We start from the raw sequence: 18,194 nt of genomic DNA on the forward strand, positions 1-18,194 counted from the left end.
TATTAGTTTAATGGTATAGTGAAAATAATCATAATCCGTATTTATCGATCATATAAATCAACAGCGCCATATTCAGGGCACCCATATCCAGTTCGCGCTTGTTTACATTCTCAAAAACGTCATTGGGGGCATGGTGAAGGTCAAAATAACGGGAACCATCAGGGCTTAGTCCGGCCACCGGCGTACCCATCAGTCGGTTCAGGGGGCCAATATCGGCGCCGCCGCCGCCATTGCTGAACTGGTAAACGCCATATGGTACAAATAGGGGCAGCCATTGACGGATATTTTCCAGCTTCTGCTTATCCAGGGTAAAGCCGAAACCGCGGGGAGTAAAACCGCCGGCATCACTTTCCAGTGCAAATACATGCTGCTCATTTTTAGCCTTTGCTTCCTGTGCGTATTTGTTCCCGCCGCGAAGTCCGTTCTCCTCATTGGCAAAAAGCACGGCACGGATGGTATGCCTGGGCTTATATCCCATTGCCTTCAAAGCCCGAAGCACTTCGATGGATTGGACGCAGCCTGTTCCGTCATCGTGCGCACCTTCAGCAGGATCCCAGCTGTCCAGGTGACCACCTACAGTGATGATCTTTTCCGGAAACTCAGTTCCCGTCAGTTCTCCGATGACATTGTGTCCTTTCGCATCGGGGTAGAATTTAGCGTTGCTCTTATAATACAAAGACACCTGGGCGCCGCTCTTCAGCAACGAAATCAGTTTGTCTGCATCTTTCAGCCCGATGGCCGCAGCAGGAATTTTCGGGTAGGCGGTATCGTAAGAAGTGGCACCTGTATGCGGATGATTGTCCTGGGCCGCCGTAACAGACCTGATCATAATGGCTGCTGCACCATATTTGGCAGCCCTGCTTGGACCCGACCTGCGGTAGGAACCGGACTCACCATAGGATTGTCCGACTGACAGGTTACGTGGATTGAAATGATTATTAAAGATTACGATAGCATCCTTTACCTGGTCCTTTTTTGCTTCCAGGTCATCAAAATCGTTGACCAGGACAGCTTTCTTCGTTACACCCGATGAACCGGTTCCCATGGAATTACCCAGGGCAAGAACATCCAGTTTTATCTTTTGTGTTTTGCCTTTTTCGTCTTTGTAGGAATACCAGGCTTCGTCTGTTCCACCGCGTTCCCAATGCGGCACCATGCATTCCTGCAGCCAAACCTTATCGGAGCCGGCCTCTTTCATTGCCTTTTCACCCCAGGCCTCGGATTTATACATTCCCGGTGAACCGGCCAGGCGTGGACCAACGGTTTTACACAATACCCTCAGGTTTTCATAAGCAGCCGGAGAGCTCAAAACATTATCAGCCATTTTACGGAAAAAGACAGAGTCGGCCTGGAAAGCCCCGGCAGTGGATCCTGCAGGCGCTGCTGTTTGCGCCTGTACGGGAAGCAATGCCGACTGCAGGCCGATCATGGAGACCATCACAACAATTAGTTTCATGTAGGTGTTTTTTTAAAATTAGCTAAACATTTTATTCCTTTACCTTCACAATCAAGTTTTTCAATTATGCGCATAGGAATTGTTTGTTACCCGACTTTTGGGGGTAGCGGTGTACTTGCAACAGAACTGGGAAAGGCACTGGCCGATAAAGGACACCAGGTTCATTTTATCACCTACCAGCAACCCGTTCGCCTGAATGAATTCAACGCAAATATCTTTTACCATGAAGTAAGGGTTCCTACCTATCCCTTATTTGATTACCCTCCATACGAAACCGCCCTGGCAAGCACCATGGTGGATGTGATCAGCAACAATAAGCTGGACCTGCTGCATGTGCATTATGCCATCCCGCATGCGTCTGCGGCCTATATGGCCAAACAGATCTTAAAGAAAACCGGTATTGATATTCCGGTAATAACAACCCTCCATGGTACGGATATCACCCTGGTGGGCCGTGATAAGACTTATGCGCCGGTGGTTACATTCTCCATCAACGAGAGTGATGCCATCACGGCAGTGTCTGACAACCTCCGGTCTGAAACCTACAAATGGTTCAAGATCGAAAAGGAAATAGAAGTGATACACAACTTTGTGGATGTAGGAAGGTTCCGTAAAAAAGGGATCGATGCATTCCGCCGCGTGATTGCGCCAAATGGGGAAAGGATTTTACTGCACGCGTCCAACTTCAGGAAAGTGAAGCGGATCGAAGACGTAGTGCGCATATTCGCCAACGTGGTGAAGCAGGTTCCCAGTAAATTATTGTTTGTGGGAGACGGCCCCGAACGCCCTGCAGCCGAAAGCCTTGGCCGCGAACTCAATATCTGCGACCATATCCGCTTTGTGGGAAAACAGGAACAGATGGAAGATATATTTGCCATCGGCGACCTTTTCCTGCTGACATCCGATTATGAAAGTTTCGGACTGGTTGCCCTGGAGGCAATGGCCGCCGGTGTTCCGGTTGTGAGTACCAATGCGGGGGGATTACCCGAAATCAATGTCCATGGTGTAACCGGCTATCTCAGTAATGTGGGTGATGTGGCCGACATGAGTAAGAACGCCATCGAACTGCTTTCCAATGAAGAACTCCTGGCTCGCTTCAAACACAATGCCATGGCCCAGAGCGACAGGTTTGACATCCATTATATTGTACCGATGTACGAAAAACTCTATGACAGGTTCCTCTGACTTACCTTAACCAGGTTTCCGGATTGAGGTAAACATTCTTCTCGTTGGTGATCTGGAATTCAAGTTCCCCACGACCCGCATCCTTTTCATCCAGGCGACCCAGGGATTGTCCGGCCTTTACCTGCTGGCCTTTACTTACACTGACACTGGAGAGGTTACTGTAGATCGTGAAGTATTTTCCATGCTTGATGATGATGGCCTGCACTGGTCCGATGGAGAATACAGCAGACACTTCTCCATCAAAAACCGCTTTGATGGTACTGTTGGCTTCTGCTTCAATGGTAATCCCTTCATTGTCGTAGTCGATGGCCAGTCCTTCGTATTTGTTGCGGCCGAATTTCATGGAGATCCTGCCCGCGTTGACGGGCCAGGGAAGGTTGCCCTTGTTCTTTTCAAAATTATCCGAAACCAGTTTTACTTCCTCCCGGCTGTCGAATAAGCCAAGGGGTTTGGCTGGTTCGGCAGCAGGTTTTTCCACAGGCTTGCTGGCAACGGGCGCAGCGGGTTTGCCGGCTGCCGCATTATTTTCAGTTGCTTTTTTCGCAATGGCAGCATCGGCTTTCCGGGCCTCGTCTTCCTTTCTCTTCCTTTCCTTTTCTATTGCCGCCACACGCCTTTTTTCTGCTTCCACTTCCCTTCTGATGGCCGCCCTGATGGAATTTTTCAGCGCATTGTCCTGCTTCCTTTTGGCAGCCATATCCTTTAGAAGTTCCTTCTCCTGGCTCTTGATTTTGTTCACCACCGCATCCTTTTCCTTTTTTTCATCGGCAAGCACTTTGAATTGCTTGTTCTGCTCCTGCAACACCTGGCTCTTCTGCGCCTTATTCTGGTTCAGGGAGGCGATCTTCTGCTCCAGTTGCACCTGCGTGTTCATGATATTGGTGGCCTGTTGCTCCCGGTAGGCCCGGTAGGATTTCAGGTAGGACATCCGTTTCAGGGCATCATTGAAACTGCCGGCAGAAAATATAAAATTCAGGAAATCGTAATTGCTGCGGTTCTTGTAGGCATACACCACGCTCTTTTCGTATTGCAGTTTCAGTGTATCGAGTTCGCTGCGAAGCTTTACAATATCCCTCCAGCTCGCATTGATATTGGTCTGGATCAGGTTGATCTGGTCGTTAATATTCCGGATCTGGGCTTCCCGCAGGCGCAATTTTTTTTGCACCAGGTTCAACTGGCTCAGGCTCTGCCTTTTATACTTTTTGGTTTCATCCAGTTGCTGGCGGAGGGCATCAATCTCTTTCTGTATTTCGGCCTGTTTTTTCTTCAAATCCGCACTGCTCTGGTTTTGCGCGAAACTGCCTGCCGCAGTTACGATCATAATAGCGAGGATCAGAATTTTTTTTATCATGCCTTTCAATTGATGAGGAATGTTTCAAATATAAAACCAGTAACGCTTATTGGATGCTATAATTTTTCGGAATACTAAACGGGTAGGCTAAACTTTCGTTAAAGCTGAACTGTTTGAACTCCATTTGCACGTCAATTTTCGATTTCTCTGTAAAACTGATCTTCCTGAAAGTAGAAAATGGTATTCCGGCAGAACCATCATAATTGCTGAAAGTCATGTCGCAGGTCCGGTTCCGGATGACATCCACATCGTCCAGTTTAATATGCTGCAGGAGATAGTTTTCATTACCCATTGTCAGCAGGTTTTTGAAAAGTTCGCCGATGCTCAGCAGGCTGATGCTGTTGGGACCTTTTTTATAGGAAACAATATTTGAGTCCAGGAAAAGCGGATTCCCGATGATCATCTCCTGGACATTTTTAAAGTCGAAAGGTATTTTGGCCATTTCTTCCAGGTATTTCACCGATCTGAATTGCACCACCTTGTCCTTTTTGTTGATCAGTTTAACACTGTCGGGGGTGATGAGTATCCTGAAGGCCTCATAACTGAAGACCGTGGCATTCACCGATAACCAGATCAGGCTGTCTTTCTGCATCCGCACAAAAACCATCAGTTCCGGGCCTTTGCCATCCTTATCCCAGTACTCCACTTTCATTTTGGCGGAGAAGGTTTTGTAGTCGATCCTGTTTTTCTCCAGTTTGCTGAACACGTCCCTGATATAATTCATGGAATCTGCGTGGGCATCTGCCAGTACTGTGGTGACAACGGAATCTTTTTTTGCGATAGCCGTATTTAATTTTTTGGTAGACCGGCAACCAATGACCCCGATACTAAAGAGCAAAACCAATAAATAAACTAACTGCTTCATGAACTATGCTTTTCCGGTATGGCCGAATCCACCGGCATCCCGTTCTGTTGTTGATAATAAATCGACCAGTTCCCAGCGGACCTGTTCCACTTTTTGCACTACCATCTGCGCAATACGGTCTCCCGGATGTATGACCTGCAATTCCTGCGACAGATTAATGAGGATGACTTTAATTTCTCCCCTGTAATCGGCATCGATCGTACCTGGCGTATTGAGGCAGGTAATTCCCTGCTTAATGGCCAGTCCGCTCCGGGGGCGGATCTGTGCTTCATATCCCAGGGGCAACTCAATAAACAGCCCGGTGGGTACCAGCGTTCTCTGCATGGGCTGCAATTCCAGCGGCATTTCAATATTCGCCCTGAGGTCCATTCCCGCCGACCCTGCTGTTGCATAGGATGGCAAATCGAAGGGGGAGAGGTTTTTGATGTTGACGGTTATTGGCATTTGTGTGGTTTATTTTGATCATTTCACCCGTCGGGTGGTTTTCGATGAGTTCGCGGTGGCCACCCGGACGGGAGAAATATCCTACCCGTCGGGTGATTCTGATTTCACCCGTCGGGTGGCTTTCGGTGGGTTCGCGGTGGCCACCCAGACGGGAGAAATCTCCCACCAGACGGGAGAAATCTACTTCGCCAGCAATACGTTTGCGTAGGCCACCAGACCTTCTTCCCTGCCCACAAAACCCATGGTTTCGGTGGTGGTGGCTTTTACGGAAACATCATCAATGGTCAGGTCGAGGCAGGAGGCAATGACTTCCCGCATCTGGCCCGAATACTTTTTGATCTTGGGAGCTTCCAGGCAAAGCGAGCTGTCCACATTTACCACCCTGTATCCTTTCTCCCGGATCAGTTCAAAACATTTTACCAGCAGGATCTTGCTGTCAATATCCTTAAAAGCCGGATCTGTATTGGGGAAATGCATACCGATATCTCCCAGCGCCAGGGCTCCCAGCAGGGCATCACAAATGGCATGCAACAGCACATCCGCATCGCTATGCCCCAAAGCGCCCTTGTGGTGCGGAATGGTTACCCCTCCTATGACAAGATCACGTCCCTCCACCAACTGGTGAAAGTCTATCCCAAAACCTATTCGATACATAATAGAAATTTGTGGTTTGTTATTCACCGTTCACCCTTCACCCTTCACCAACGGCAAACGTCCCGCAAAGATGCAGGACGTTTCCCTAAAAGAATGAAAAAATATCTTATTCTCCTTCGGCCACGCTACCCAGGTCAAACAGAAGGCTGAAGCGCAGGGTATTGGAAAGGGGATTCTGGTTCACACCAGTTCCGGAAGGTACGATGTAGGAAAAATTCAGTCCGAATACATTGTATTTGATACCGGCACCTACGGTAAAGTATTTCCGGTTACCCTTGGTCTTGTCTTCGAAGAAATAACCCGCCCGCAGTGCAAACTGGTTCTGGTACCAGTATTCCGCACCCGCAGACACCGTGAACTCCTTCAGCTCTTCACTGAAGCCATCCGGCGCATCGCCGAAAGATTTGAACCAGCTGCTCACAACGCTCTGGTCGCGGTACTTGCGGTTGATATCAGCATTGATAGCATCCCTTTCTTCCTGTGACAGGGCAGGGTCATTATTATATTCCGGTGCGGTGGGCACCAGGAGTTTGTTGATATCAAGAGCGAAAGTGATTTTGTTGTCCTCATCGAACACCTTGGAATAAGCTCCACCCAGGCCTAGGTTGGCGGGAATAAAGTCTTTCTGTGTGGCATCTGAAGTATAACCGATCTTGGAACCCAGGTTGGTGATGGTGGCACCGCCGCTGAAACCGTCACCGTTTTCGTTGGTACCATTGTAATAAAAGCTCAGGTCACCGGCTACGGCATTACCTGCCTTATAGGTATTTCCATCGATGGTCTGGCCCGCAGCCAGGTTGGAATAGATATAACGCAACGCAATACCCAGACCTACTTTATCGGACAACTTCCGGGAATAACCCAGGTCCAGTCCCCATTCGCGGGGCCTTCCTTCAGAAAACAGGTTACCCGCATTATCTGTAAACTGAATGCTACCGAGGTTAAAATAACGCAGGCTGGCACTCAGGGCCTGTTCATCATCCAGCTTGTAATACCCGGTGAAAGAACCCAGGAACACATCGTTCAGTCCAAGCCGCTTCAGCCAGGGCGTATAGGTGAGGGATACCCCTGATTTGCTCTCATTAAAAGGTGTTTTGGCCAGGTTCCAGAAAGCGGAATTTACATCCGCGCTGGTGGCGATACCGGTTTCACCCATACCACCGGCACGGGCTTCGGGGGAAATTCTTAAAAAGGGAACAGCAGAGGTCACCACATTGATTCGTTCCTGTGCACCGGCATCCTGAAAAGCGATGCCACTTACCATTAGCGCTAAAGCCAGTTTTAGGGACTTTTGTCTCATTTGATTGTTTCTTTCAAGTTTTAATTCGGGAAACGGCCGGGTTCAGGCCTAGTGGAATAAAATATTTACCCATTGGTAGGCGCAGGGTTGCCTGGTCGTTTCAGTAAAAGCGTTGGGTAAATTTTTCTCTATAAGCGGCTAAAATAATAATTAAATCTAAGCTTTATAATCTAATCAGTTTTTTCACGATCACAGCCTCCCGGCCATCGCGGGTTCTGATTAAAATCCTGTAAACATACATTCCCGGCGGTACCGGGTGGCCACGGTCATCTTTCCCATTCCACTCCAGGTACGAACGATTACCGGAGGCAATTATTGTACCGGATATTTTTTTTACCGGTTTCCCTTCCATAGAAAACAGCTCTAATATTGCCTGCAACGGCTCATCCACGCGGTTGTGGTCGAATACAAACCTGACCCCGGCACGGGATGGATTGGGCCAGGCACCTGCAGATTTTACCACCAGCACCCTGCTATTCCTGACCATAAAAACCAGGCTGATCTCATTACTGTTATTCACCTGGTCCCAGGCTTTGATCCTCATCCGGTGCTCCCCGTCTTCGAGTGCCGGCAGGCGGAACTTTACCATCCCGCTCCGGTAAGTATCGGTATCCGCTTCAAAAAAAGCATTCAATACCTGCGGGCTGCCGGTGGCCTCATCCAGGATCGCTGTGATATCATGGCCGATGCCATTGCCCAACACATTGATGCCTGAGGTATCCGTTAACCTTATTATTAATAATGGTTGGTCGTTAACCAGCCCGCCGTCCCGGAAACTGGTATCATTCAGCCAGGCCCTGATGGCTGGCCCCTCCAGATCTGCCGGCGGCGGCGCCGATCCTGCCACCACCAGCCTGCCGGTTGCGCCATGGGCGTCACTGAGGCTGTCCATGGCATAATATACTATCCTGATCTCCCCTGCCGTGTAGCTGATATCTTTGGGGATCACAAAAGAAAAACTGAACTGCCCGTTCTCCACGGTGGCCTTTCCCTTGAAGATAAACCTGTCCTGCACCCTGAAACCCGTCACCTGGCTGCCGGCGTCATTGCCAAGGGTCCTGCGTTCATAAGGCTGGTCCAGCACCTGCGGGTATACGATACCGTTAAAGCCGGACAAAACCTGTCCGCTTCGGTCCGTGACCTGCCCCCTTACGGTAATCTCCTGCAGGGCCCGCAGGGTATCCATCCCCTCTTCCACCGGTTTCCCGTTGATATGGGTGGTATGCACCTGGTGCCGGGGAAATGCCAGGGTAATAGCCGGATCGCCCAGCAGGGTGAACTTGCGGTTATTGAACACATCACCCGACACATCCGCGGTAGCATTCTTGGCATCCCGGACGGCCTCGCCCAGGCTCCGGTAACGCCCGTCGGGCTGGCGTTTCAGGGCCATGGCCAGGTAATTGGCATTCATGATCCGGTTGCTGTAGGCAAATACCAGCCGCGTAGTGGTCATCAGCGCAATGGCCCCCGCAGCGGGTTTGGTCAACAGGTATTCTCCCAACGATTCAATAGCCGGATTATCAAACGGCGCGAAATCGCAGGTTGCGGTGATAAAAAGCGGCAGTCGTCCATTCTGCTGCCAGCCATCCGCAATATCCTTATCCAGCACCACTTCCTCCGCCAACCGGCGAAAACCGCCATGGCCACTGTAATTCCAGAGCAGGGTCCCTTTTTGCATCTGGTCCTTGATAAAGCGGTTCACTTCGGGGTAGCGGCTGCCGGCAGCATCGCTTTCCTGCTGAAACGCATCGAGGTAGATCTTCTGCTGCAGGAAAAGCTCACTGGCCGCAGCAGCCGTGGCGCTGATGTCTTCGGCATCATTCAGGTGAAGGTTGAAATCCTCATCATCCGCAATAAAACTGAGTTCATTGCGCCAGCTTCCGCGGGAAGCCGGCTGATGGTATAGGACGATCTTATCTATATAGTCATTGGCCGCGGCCACAGTAGCTACGGGTATGCGGCCGATGCCGATATCAACCCGGTTCTGCACCAGTTCTGAATTGATGTCCTCCCAATCGTCGAGCAACCCGAAATAATCGTCGCTCACATAGGTAACCAGGGGATCCAGGGAGAAGGTACTCTGGTAGGATGGCACCCCGTTCTGGCCGGGCGCCACCCGGTTTTTGCTGTCAAAGGAAGCATCCCCAAAAAGTAACAGGTAGCGGGGCCGTTTGCCGGTATCGGCGCCGGCACGGTCATAAAACATCTTCACCAGGTCGCGGATGGCGGTAGGGTCGGGCTGGCCGCCAGAGAATTCGTGGTAGACCTGTTGGGATGTCAGCACCAGGCTGTTGAGTCCATCGCGCACCCGGTGCCAGTCGGCCAGTCTTTCCGCCGCCGGAAGCAGGGTTTCGGTGGTTACGATGATCATACCCGGAATAGCTTCGGCATGGAGGTCCTGGTTGGCTACCGGGCCCAGTGGCAATGGGGCGGACAATTCTGCCGCATCTGCGGTAAATGCTATGTATTCTTCGGCCTTTTCGTGCCGGTCGTTAAAGCTGAGCAGGCTGCCGTGGAGGCTGGTGGCCATTTCCACGGGATTCAGCGGGTCCGATACCCGCCAGACCCGTGTGGCGGAACCGGCTTCCTGCAACTGGTAACGGGCAATTTTACCGGGTCCGGCATTGGCTTCCGTGCGGAAGTCCAGGTTCCTGCCGGCAGTCATTCTAAGATGGCAGTCGGCCAGCAGTTCGAACCGGTTGATCCAGCCAATGGCGGAGGAATTGGCCGAGATGAAACGATAGGTCAGGTTGATGGTCTGGGTAGCAGGGAAACTTGCTTCCAGCCGGTTTTCGCGGGCGAAGAGGTCGAGGCTGGAGCTGCTGACCGGCGCAATGGTATGACTGGCAAGTGGGGCTCCATTGAGCTGGAGATCAAACTCTGCGTTGTTCCCGACCGAACGGGCGGCAACGGTGGAGAACAGCCGCGCACTGCTTCCCTCCACGGGCTGGGGAATGCTGGCAGCGATAGTAACCGGACTGCTGTTTTCCGCCAGAAACCTTTCCCCATACCATTCTTTTCCGCTGGACAGGAGGTTGTAGAGATCCTTTTCATACCAATCACGAAACTGGTAGCGGGTGATCGTATCGGTAGCCGGTGAGGGTTCTGCCACCCTGGCCACTCTTTTCCCGGCAGTACCGGTGGTAAGGTAGATATAAGCGGTATCGGTGTAGGGGTTCAGCCGATGGCGGACAGTCTGCGTGGCGGGATCCTTTTCCCACCAATGCGGTCCGGGTGCATAAAAAACCAGGTAATCCCCCGCCTGGAGCTGGCCATCCCCCCCGTCAAAAACAGTTACCGCCAATTCGGTCAGGTCATCACTGTAGGGGGATGAGAGTGCTTCTGCGGGAATGCCTGCGGGCCGGCCGAACAATTTCACCGCGTCGGCGGGCAGCGGGAGGGCAAATCCCATGGCAGGGAGATTAGCGGCATCAATTTTGTATATACCCGCGGCAGGAATACCTAACCTGTACCATTTGCCGGATGCCAGGACTGAATGACCGGAATAACTCCGCTGGGCCACCAGAACCGAAGCCTGGCAAAAGAAAACAGTTAAAAGAATAAAGCGGAAAAGGCTGTACATACTATTGTCAAAAATAGCATAAACCCTAAGCGTTTTAAGATTTTGGCAAGGGTATTGATCAGGTAATCTGATTATATTCGCGCTCAGCATTTGGATGAACACACAATAAACGGAAAAGCCTTCCGTTATTACTGTCTAAAACCCAGCTTAAATGGCTATCAATATGAACTGGAAAAACCTCACGATCCTAGTATCCTGCGCCGTTATGGTGGCATCCTGTAAGAACGGGAAGCTCTTCGGCAAAAAATCCGAGAAATCCGACGTAACCGGTTGGAATTATAACGACAAAAACCAGGGTGGTTACCAGGTTTCCAAAGAAAAAGAGCAAAGGACCGGTCCCGGACTTGTATTTGTTCAGGGTGGTACCTTTACCATGGGTGCAACTGAAGAAGATGTAATGGGCGACTGGAACAACGTTCCCCGCCGTGTTACCGTAAACTCATTCTATATCGACCAGACTGAGGTGGCCAACGTTCACTACCGCGAGTATCTCTACTGGATCAATACCGTATTTGATGGCGATGAGCATGAAGCCATCCGCAACGGCGCTCTGCCCGATACGCTGGTATGGCGCAGCGAGCTGGCTTACAATGAGCCACTCGTAGAATATTATTTCCGTCACCCTTCCTATAACTATTATCCTGTGGTGGGTGTAACCTGGAAGCAGGCCAATGACTTCTGTCTCTGGAGAACAGACCGGGTGAATGAGCTGGAACTGATCAAAAGAGGTTTCATTAACGATAAGAGCCTGAAGAACATCAGCGGTATCGCTGAAGAGAATTTCAATACAAAATCATACCTGACCGGCGAATTCCAGGCTACCCCCGGTAAAGCCGCCAAGTCAAAGAAGAATACATTGAAGAACCCGAATGGTACCCCCCGTACCCAGGTTACTTTCGAAGATGGTATCCTGTTGCCTGCCTACCGCCTGCCGACAGAAGCAGAGTGGGAATATGCAGCACTGGGTTATGTGAACCAGAACCCCATGCCGTCTAAAAAAGAAGGCAAGCGTGGTGAGGAACTGGTAACCAACAAGCAGGTTTATTCCTGGAGCAATAACGTTAATGGTTTGCGCGATACCCGCAAGGGCAGCTGGCAGGGAACTTTCCTGGCCAACTTCAAGCGCGGATCAGGCGATAACATGGGTGTTGCCGGTGGCCTGAACGACCGTGCCGTTTACACTGCACCAGTTCAATCCTTCTTCCCTAATGGTTTCGGCATCTACAATATGAGTGGTAACGTGAACGAATGGACCGGTGATGTATACCGTCCGCTTTCACTGAACGACTTTGATGATGTATCTCCATACCGTGGTAACAAATACGAGACTGTTGACCGCACTTCCGGAAAGCCTGAAAGGGATAGCCTGGGCCGCATCAAATACCGTATGATGACCGACGATGAAAGCAAGAACCGCCGCAACTACCAGAAAGCCGATGTGATCAACTACCTCGATGGTGACTCACTGCTGCAGGGTGTAACTTATGGTTACGGTGTAACTACCCTGATCAGCGACAAGAGCCGCGTGATCAAGGGTGGTAGCTGGAACGACCGCGCCTACTGGCTGAGCCCCGGCACCCGCCGCTTCCTTGAAGAAGACCAGGCCAGCAGCACTGTAGGTTTCCGTTGCGCGATGGACCGCGTAGGAAGTCCGGAAGGTAACGGCCGCAAGACCGGTATCAACTACAAGCAAAGAAGACAAAATACCCGCAAGAAAAGATAAGCGGAAAAGATAGCCTTGAAAAAGCCACCCATGAGGTGGCTTTTTCTTTGGTACCTGGTCCTCATTATATTTGCCCTATGACTACCGCCGAACTCTACCAGATTTACCTTGCCCACCCTTCCGTACAGACTGATACCCGCAAGTTGAAGCAGGGTGATATTTTCTTTGCACTGAAAGGTGATAATTTCAATGGAAATGCCTTTGCCCAATCGGCACTGGATGCAGGTGCGTCCTATGCGGTGATTGATGAAGCTGCTTATGTTACGGGGGATCGCACCCTGCTGGTTGATGATGTGCTCAGCGCACTGCAGCAACTGGCCCTGCACCACCGCCGCCAGTTCAGTATTCCCTTTATCGCCATCACCGGAAGTAATGGAAAAACAACCACCAAGGAACTGGTACACGCGGTGCTCTCCACTACCTACCGGACATACACAACCGAAGGCAACCTGAACAATCATATCGGCATCCCGCTGACCCTCTTAAAAGTGAGACCCGATGCGCAGATGGCCGTTATTGAAATGGGTGCCAACCACCAGAAAGAAATTGAAGGTTATTGCAAATACACGGAGCCGACGCACGGGCTGATCACCAACCTGGGCAAGGCCCACCTCGAGGGCTTTGGCGGCGTGGAAGGTGTTCGCAAGGGCAAAGGGGAGCTGTTTGACTGGCTCCGGGCACACGAGGCCACTGCATTTGTAATGTGGGATGATGAATACCTGCGCAGGATGTCACAGGGCATCGAAACCGTGATCCGCTATGGCACGAAGGAAGGCGATATAGTCGGCGAAGCCATTGCTTCGGGCAGCACCGGGACAGAAGCCTTCCTGCATGTAAAACTGAACAGGGGAGCCGATACCGGCATCATCCATACCCAGCTGGTGGGCGATTACAACCTGCCCAATGTGCTGGCGGCAGTGGCTGTCGGAAAATGCTTCGGGGTGAATGAGCAACTCATACGGTCCGCCATCGAAGCCTATGCGCCGGAAAACAGCCGCTCTCAACTGGTGGAGAAAGACGGCAACCACATTGTGCTGGACGCGTATAATGCCAACCCCAGCAGCATGCGGGCGGCTATTGAAAATTTCGCCAGGCTGCCTGCCCGCCAGAAAGTGCTGATGCTCGGAGCCATGGCCGAACTGGGTAAGGAAAGCCTGGATGAACACAGGGGGATTGTAGCACTGATTGGCCAATACCCCTGGAAAGCCGTGGTACTGGTGGGGGGCGATTTCGCAAAAATTGAACACCCCTATATACAACTGGAGAACAGCCTTGCCGCGCGCGACTGGCTGAAACAACAGGGGTTCCTGGATACCCATTTACTGGTCAAGGGCTCGAGGAGCATGCAGATGGAAAAAGTTCTCCAGGGCTGATTCGGCCTGGCTGCGCAAGTCCACCTGGTTACGGAAACTTCCGCTGATCCAGGCTTCAAGCCTGGCTGCCTCCTGCCTCACCGCCGGAAGAACTGCCAGCCGGCGCACTATGGCAGATTGCACCACATTATCCTGGTAATCCCCCAGCAATTTCTGAAGGGAATCGATTTCGGTTATAGGTAACTGTGAAATAAACACTGTTTGCGACTGTCCCATTTTGGTGACCCAGGCCTGGTTATACAGAATATCTTTCAGCAGTTTCCTGATGACATGTAATTCCTCATCGTATAAGGGTTGACGGTAGTACGTACGCAGTTCTGCAGATATCGTACGGAAATATCCGTCGTAGTCATCTGCTTTCTTCCATTGGTCAAAATGTTCCTTACCCGGGTCTGATTGCTGGAGGATGGCGTTGAAAGAATCCTGGTGTGTCGCCAGTTGCGAGCGGAGCAGAACTGCCAGGGGCCCCTCTCCCATCTGGGTTATTACCAGTTTATGCAGCAGCTGGGTATCCCTTACCGTGCCTGCGCCCTGGTACACCTGTTTCCAGGCTTTCTTCAGGCGGAATGCCTTGCCGGTACTCATCATTCCGGCCATCCGGTACAGGGCCCTGGTCTTTTTATAGAGCACCCTGAACTGGTGAATGATTTCTTCCCCTGGATCAGTTTGCATGGTGATGCGCATCTTCTCCAGTTCTGCAATAGCGGCAGCAGCCCACCTTGATGGTGAATGTACCTGCGACATATTACTCAATTTTAACAGACCATGCGGGGTGATAATGATCACATTTTATTCCGGCATGTTTATGGTAATTTTGTTCAAAATCAGTTGATTAATGTCTGAACATAAAAAACTTCCCAGCTACCTGGGAGCCGTACTCACCAATCGTTGCCCCCGCTGCCGGGAGGGCAGGATTTTTGAAGCTTCCAATCCTTATGCTTTCGGAAAGATACTAAAGATGAACGACCAATGCCCCGTTTGCGGGCAACCCACAGAAATCGAGGTTGGTTTTTATTATGGAACAGCCTATGTGAGTTATGCACTGACGGTGGCGTTCTCAGTGGCCACTTTTATTGCCTGGTGGGTGCTGATCGGATTTTCCCTGGAAGATGGTGACCTTCGTGTATTATACTGGGGCATTCTCAATGCCGTGTTGATGATTGTGCTGCAGCCGGTATTCATGCGGTTATCCCGCTCTATATGGCTGAGCTGGTTCGTGAAATTTGAACCCCGCTGGAAAGAAAAAGAAATCGATAAGTCCACACTGGAAAGAATCGTAAACGAACATAAAGGGGGCTGGTAGGCCCCCTTTTTTTGTGGCTGATTTTTGCCGCCCGCGACTGTTTCCACAGGCAGGCTGCCGTTGATCCGGCGAATGAATTGCCGGTATCAGATAAAACGATTGATGAGGTTTTCCAGGTACTCCTGGCGGCCGCTTCTTACCGCAGGTTCCCCCCCTTCAATAGCCAGGGCGCGCAGGTCTTCAAGACCCAGCCGGCCTTCTTCAAATTCCTTTCCTTTTCCGCTGTCAAAGGATGCATAGCGGTCTTGCCTGAACGCTTTGTAGTCGGACTGCTGTAATACCGCATCGGCCACGATCAGGGCACGGGCGAAGGTATCCATGCCGCCGATATGCGCGTGGAACAGGTCTTCGGGGTCGGTGGAATTGCGCCGGATCTTGGCATCGAAGTTGATGCCGCCGCCACCGAATCCACCGGCTTCCAGGATCACCAGCATGGCTTCTGACAATTCATTGATGTTATTGGGGAACTGGTCGGTATCCCACCCATTCTGGTAATCGCCGCGGTTGGCATCGATGCTGCCCAGGATACCCGCGTCTGCAGCCACCTGCAGTTCGTGCTGGAAGGTATGTCCGGCCAGTGTGGCATGGTTCACTTCGATGTTCAGGGAGAAATCGTTCAGCAGGTCGAACTGGCGCAGGAAACCGATCACGGTCTCGGAATCGTAATCATACTGGTGCTTGGAGGGCTCGCAGGGTTTGGGTTCGATGAAGAACTTACCCTTGAACCCGTTCTTGCGGGCATAGTCCTTCGCCATATGCAGGAAACGCGCCATATGCTCTTTCTCGCGCTTCATGTCGGTATTCAGTAAGCTCATATAACCCTCACGGCCACCCCAGAACACATAGTTCTGTCCACCCAGTTCGATGGTGGCATCCAGTGCCGCTTTCACCTGCGCGCCTGCATGAGCCAGCACCTGGAAATCAGGATTGGTGGCGGCTCCGTTCATATATCGGCGGTTGGAAAAGAGGTTGGCAGTACCCCAGAGCAACTGAATACCGGTGGATTGCTGGTATTGTTTCGCATAGGCGGTGATGGCCTGCAGGCGGCGTTCGTTGTCGGCCACATCATTGGTAAAATCCACCACATCCACATCGTGGAAACAATAAAAAGGCATGTTCAGTTTGTTCATGAATTCAAAAGCGGCGTCCATTTTGGCTTTTGCACGATCAACCGGGTCAGCGATCTCATTCCATCCGAAGATATGGGTGGGTTCACCAAAGGGATCACCACCGTTGCCACAGAAAGAATGCCAGTAGGCGCAGGCGAAACGCAGGTGTTCCTTCATGGTCTTGCCGGCCACTACGTGGTTTTCGTTGTACCAGCGGAAAGCAAGCGGGTTATCGGTTTGGGGTCCCTCATATTGAATGGGACCAATGTTTTTGAAATATTCGTTTGCCATGCTTACGATTGTTTTAGGTTTGAAGTTTTAGGTTTGATGTCGGTTTAGAGTTGTTTGTTCAGTTGTTGCAGCCAGCCCTGGTAGGCCTCTTCGAGGGATGGGCATTCGTCTGGTGTTAAAGTGCGGATGGCCTGCTGCAAACTGAAAGCGTCCTTCACATCCTTATAATATCCCGCTCCTATGCCTGCCCCCAAAGCCGCGCCCACACTGCCATCGGAAGGATATAGCGTTACGGGCACGCCTGTTGCGGACACAAAGGATTGCAGGAAGATCTCACTCTGGAAGAGGTTGGCGCGGCCTGCACGGATAGACAGCGGCTCCAGGCCATTGCTGCGCATGATATCGAGTCCGTAACGGAACGCGAAAGCGATGCCTTCCTGCAGTGCGCGGAACAGGTGCGCCTGCCTGTGATGGTTCAGGTCTATTCCGCTGAATTGTACCCCGGTGGAACGGTTTCCCAGCATGCGTTCCGCCCCGTTTCCAAAGGGCAATACGGTAACCCCATCGCTGCCGGGTGATACCGTGGCCGCCAGTTCATTGAGCTGCTCATAACCGGCGCCGCCTCCTATTTGCTGTTTGGCCCAGTTGTATAAAATGCCCGTGCCGTTGATGCACAACAGCACACCGGTTCGCGTCTGGTCTTTGGTATGGTTGACGTGCGCAAAACTGTTGACCCTCGATTGCGGATCAAAACCGGGTTTATCGCTGACAGCATAAATTACGCCGGAAGTTCCCGCCGTGGCTGCCACTTCTCCGGGTTCCGTCACACCCAGGCTAAGGGCATTGTTGGGCTGATCGCCGGCTTTGTAACTAACGGGAATGCCCACACGAAGCGACAGGTTTTCGGCAATTTGCCTGTCCAGCCGGCCATGTACAGAGAAAACATCCTGGAGCTTATTGAAAAACCCTCGGTCAAATCCGAAATAATCCAGCACATCACCGCTCAGTTCATTGCGGGTAAAATCCCAGAATACACCTTCCGATAATCCCGATGCCGTAGTAGTAACGGTGCCGGTCAACCGAAATGCGATATAATCTCCCGGAAGCATCACATGTGCTATGCGGGCATATACTGCCGGTTCATTTTCTTTGACCCAGGCCAGCTTGGAAGCGGTAAAGTTTCCCGGTGAATTAAGCAGGTGCTGCAGGCAGTAGTCCACCCCCAGGGCCTCATTGGCAGCCTCACCGTAAGGCACGGCCCTGCTGTCGCACCAGATGATCGATGGCCGCAGCACCATATAGTCCCGGTCGGTTACCACCAGTCCGTGCATCTGGTAGGCAATGCCGATGGCGCCTACCTCTGCGGGGTCATATGCTTTTGTTGCGTTCGCTTTTTTGATGGCGTCCTGCACATGCTGCCACCATAGTTCGGGAGACTGCTCTGCCCAGCCGGGTTGCGGTGAACTGATAGGGGTTTCCTTATCGGGATATTGCACTGTGGCGAGGCATTGCTGCGTGGCGGCATCCACTACGGAAACCTTGATAGAGGAAGTACCGATATCTATTCCGAGGAGTAACATGGCAAAATCGTTGAATGGTATGCTTTCAGGAATCTAA

At 51.5% G+C, this 18,194-nt stretch carries 15 protein-coding genes; 5 read left to right on the plus strand and 10 right to left on the minus strand.

Annotation, left to right across the window (positions count from 1 at the left end; genetic code table 11):
* Window positions 1-28 precede the first annotated feature (28 nt).
* Window positions 29-1,456, minus strand: a complete 1,428-nt coding sequence (locus BC349_RS06300) for a M20/M25/M40 family metallo-hydrolase (protein ID WP_246456795.1) — start codon at window positions 1,454-1,456, stop codon at window positions 29-31.
* 66 nt (window positions 1,457-1,522) lie between these two features.
* Between BC349_RS06300 and bshA the strand changes: the two genes are divergently transcribed.
* Complete coding sequence (gene bshA / locus BC349_RS06305; RefSeq protein ID WP_187255864.1) at window positions 1,523-2,641, plus strand: N-acetyl-alpha-D-glucosaminyl L-malate synthase BshA; 1,119 nt, start codon at window positions 1,523-1,525, stop codon at window positions 2,639-2,641.
* A 1-nt stretch (window position 2,642) separates the two neighbouring features.
* Here bshA and BC349_RS06310 read toward each other — a convergent pair whose 3' ends face one another.
* Genes BC349_RS06310 through dut form a run of 3 tightly spaced genes read right to left on the minus strand, consistent with a single transcriptional unit; the run spans window position 2,643 to window position 5,301 of the window.
* The gene (locus BC349_RS06310; RefSeq protein WP_187255865.1) at window positions 2,643-3,992 is read right to left on the minus strand and encodes a murein hydrolase activator EnvC family protein; all 1,350 of its coding nucleotides are present in this window, start codon (window positions 3,990-3,992) and stop codon (window positions 2,643-2,645) included.
* Between the two features lie 46 nt (window positions 3,993-4,038).
* Window positions 4,039-4,857, minus strand: a complete 819-nt coding sequence (lolB1, locus tag BC349_RS06315; protein ID WP_187255866.1) for a lipoprotein insertase outer membrane protein LolB1 — start codon at window positions 4,855-4,857, stop codon at window positions 4,039-4,041.
* Window positions 4,858-4,860: 3 nt separating this feature from the next.
* Window positions 4,861-5,301, minus strand: a complete 441-nt coding sequence (gene dut, locus BC349_RS06320; protein WP_187255867.1) for a dUTP diphosphatase — start codon at window positions 5,299-5,301, stop codon at window positions 4,861-4,863.
* 4 nt (window positions 5,302-5,305) lie between these two features.
* On the opposite strand from dut, the gene BC349_RS06325 reads away from it, so the two are divergent.
* Window positions 5,306-5,509 (plus strand): hypothetical protein, encoded by a 204-nt coding sequence (locus BC349_RS06325; RefSeq protein ID WP_187255868.1) that lies wholly within the window; start codon window positions 5,306-5,308, stop codon window positions 5,507-5,509.
* Here the strand turns inward: BC349_RS06325 and ispF are convergent.
* From ispF to porU, 3 genes are all read right to left on the minus strand, one after another.
* Entirely contained in the window at window positions 5,482-5,955 is a 474-nt protein-coding gene (ispF, locus tag BC349_RS06330) for a 2-C-methyl-D-erythritol 2,4-cyclodiphosphate synthase (RefSeq protein ID WP_187255869.1), read from the minus strand. The two genes, BC349_RS06325 and ispF, sit on opposite strands and share 28 nt — an antisense overlap.
* A gap of 106 nt (window positions 5,956-6,061) precedes the next feature.
* A complete protein-coding gene (porV, locus tag BC349_RS06335) occupies window positions 6,062-7,255 on the minus strand; it encodes a type IX secretion system outer membrane channel protein PorV (RefSeq protein WP_187255870.1) in 1,194 nt (397 codons plus the stop codon).
* Between the two features lie 163 nt (window positions 7,256-7,418).
* The gene (porU, locus tag BC349_RS06340) at window positions 7,419-10,838 is read right to left on the minus strand and encodes a type IX secretion system sortase PorU (protein ID WP_187255871.1); all 3,420 of its coding nucleotides are present in this window, start codon (window positions 10,836-10,838) and stop codon (window positions 7,419-7,421) included.
* A 151-nt stretch (window positions 10,839-10,989) separates the two neighbouring features.
* Here porU and BC349_RS06345 point away from each other — a divergent pair, with 151 nt between their 5' ends.
* Complete coding sequence (locus tag BC349_RS06345) at window positions 10,990-12,561, plus strand: SUMF1/EgtB/PvdO family nonheme iron enzyme (protein ID WP_246456797.1); 1,572 nt, start codon at window positions 10,990-10,992, stop codon at window positions 12,559-12,561.
* Window positions 12,562-12,638: 77 nt separating this feature from the next.
* Window positions 12,639-13,934 (plus strand): UDP-N-acetylmuramoyl-tripeptide--D-alanyl-D-alanine ligase, encoded by a 1,296-nt coding sequence (locus BC349_RS06350; RefSeq protein WP_187255872.1) that lies wholly within the window; start codon window positions 12,639-12,641, stop codon window positions 13,932-13,934.
* On the opposite strand, the gene BC349_RS06355 is transcribed toward BC349_RS06350, so the two are convergent.
* Window positions 13,881-14,678 (minus strand): CHAD domain-containing protein, encoded by a 798-nt coding sequence (locus BC349_RS06355; RefSeq protein WP_187255873.1) that lies wholly within the window; start codon window positions 14,676-14,678, stop codon window positions 13,881-13,883. The two genes, BC349_RS06350 and BC349_RS06355, sit on opposite strands and share 54 nt — an antisense overlap.
* Window positions 14,679-14,769: 91 nt before the next feature.
* On the opposite strand from BC349_RS06355, the gene BC349_RS06360 reads away from it, so the two are divergent.
* Entirely contained in the window at window positions 14,770-15,237 is a 468-nt protein-coding gene (locus BC349_RS06360) for a DUF983 domain-containing protein (RefSeq protein ID WP_187255874.1), read from the plus strand.
* A gap of 86 nt (window positions 15,238-15,323) precedes the next feature.
* Here the strand turns inward: BC349_RS06360 and xylA are convergent, their stop codons facing one another.
* Together xylA and BC349_RS06370 are read right to left on the minus strand one after the other, a co-directional pair.
* On the minus strand, window positions 15,324-16,637 hold the full coding sequence (gene xylA, locus BC349_RS06365; RefSeq protein ID WP_187255875.1) for a xylose isomerase: 1,314 nt from the start codon (window positions 16,635-16,637) through the stop codon (window positions 15,324-15,326).
* Window positions 16,638-16,681: 44 nt separating this feature from the next.
* On the minus strand, window positions 16,682-18,157 hold the full coding sequence (locus BC349_RS06370) for a xylulokinase (RefSeq protein ID WP_187255876.1): 1,476 nt from the start codon (window positions 18,155-18,157) through the stop codon (window positions 16,682-16,684).
* Window positions 18,158-18,194 lie beyond the last annotated feature (37 nt).

The sequence above is a fragment of the Flavihumibacter stibioxidans genome (genome assembly GCF_014332695.1).
GTDB classification, from domain to species: Bacteria; Bacteroidota; Bacteroidia; order Chitinophagales; family Chitinophagaceae; genus Flavihumibacter; species Flavihumibacter stibioxidans.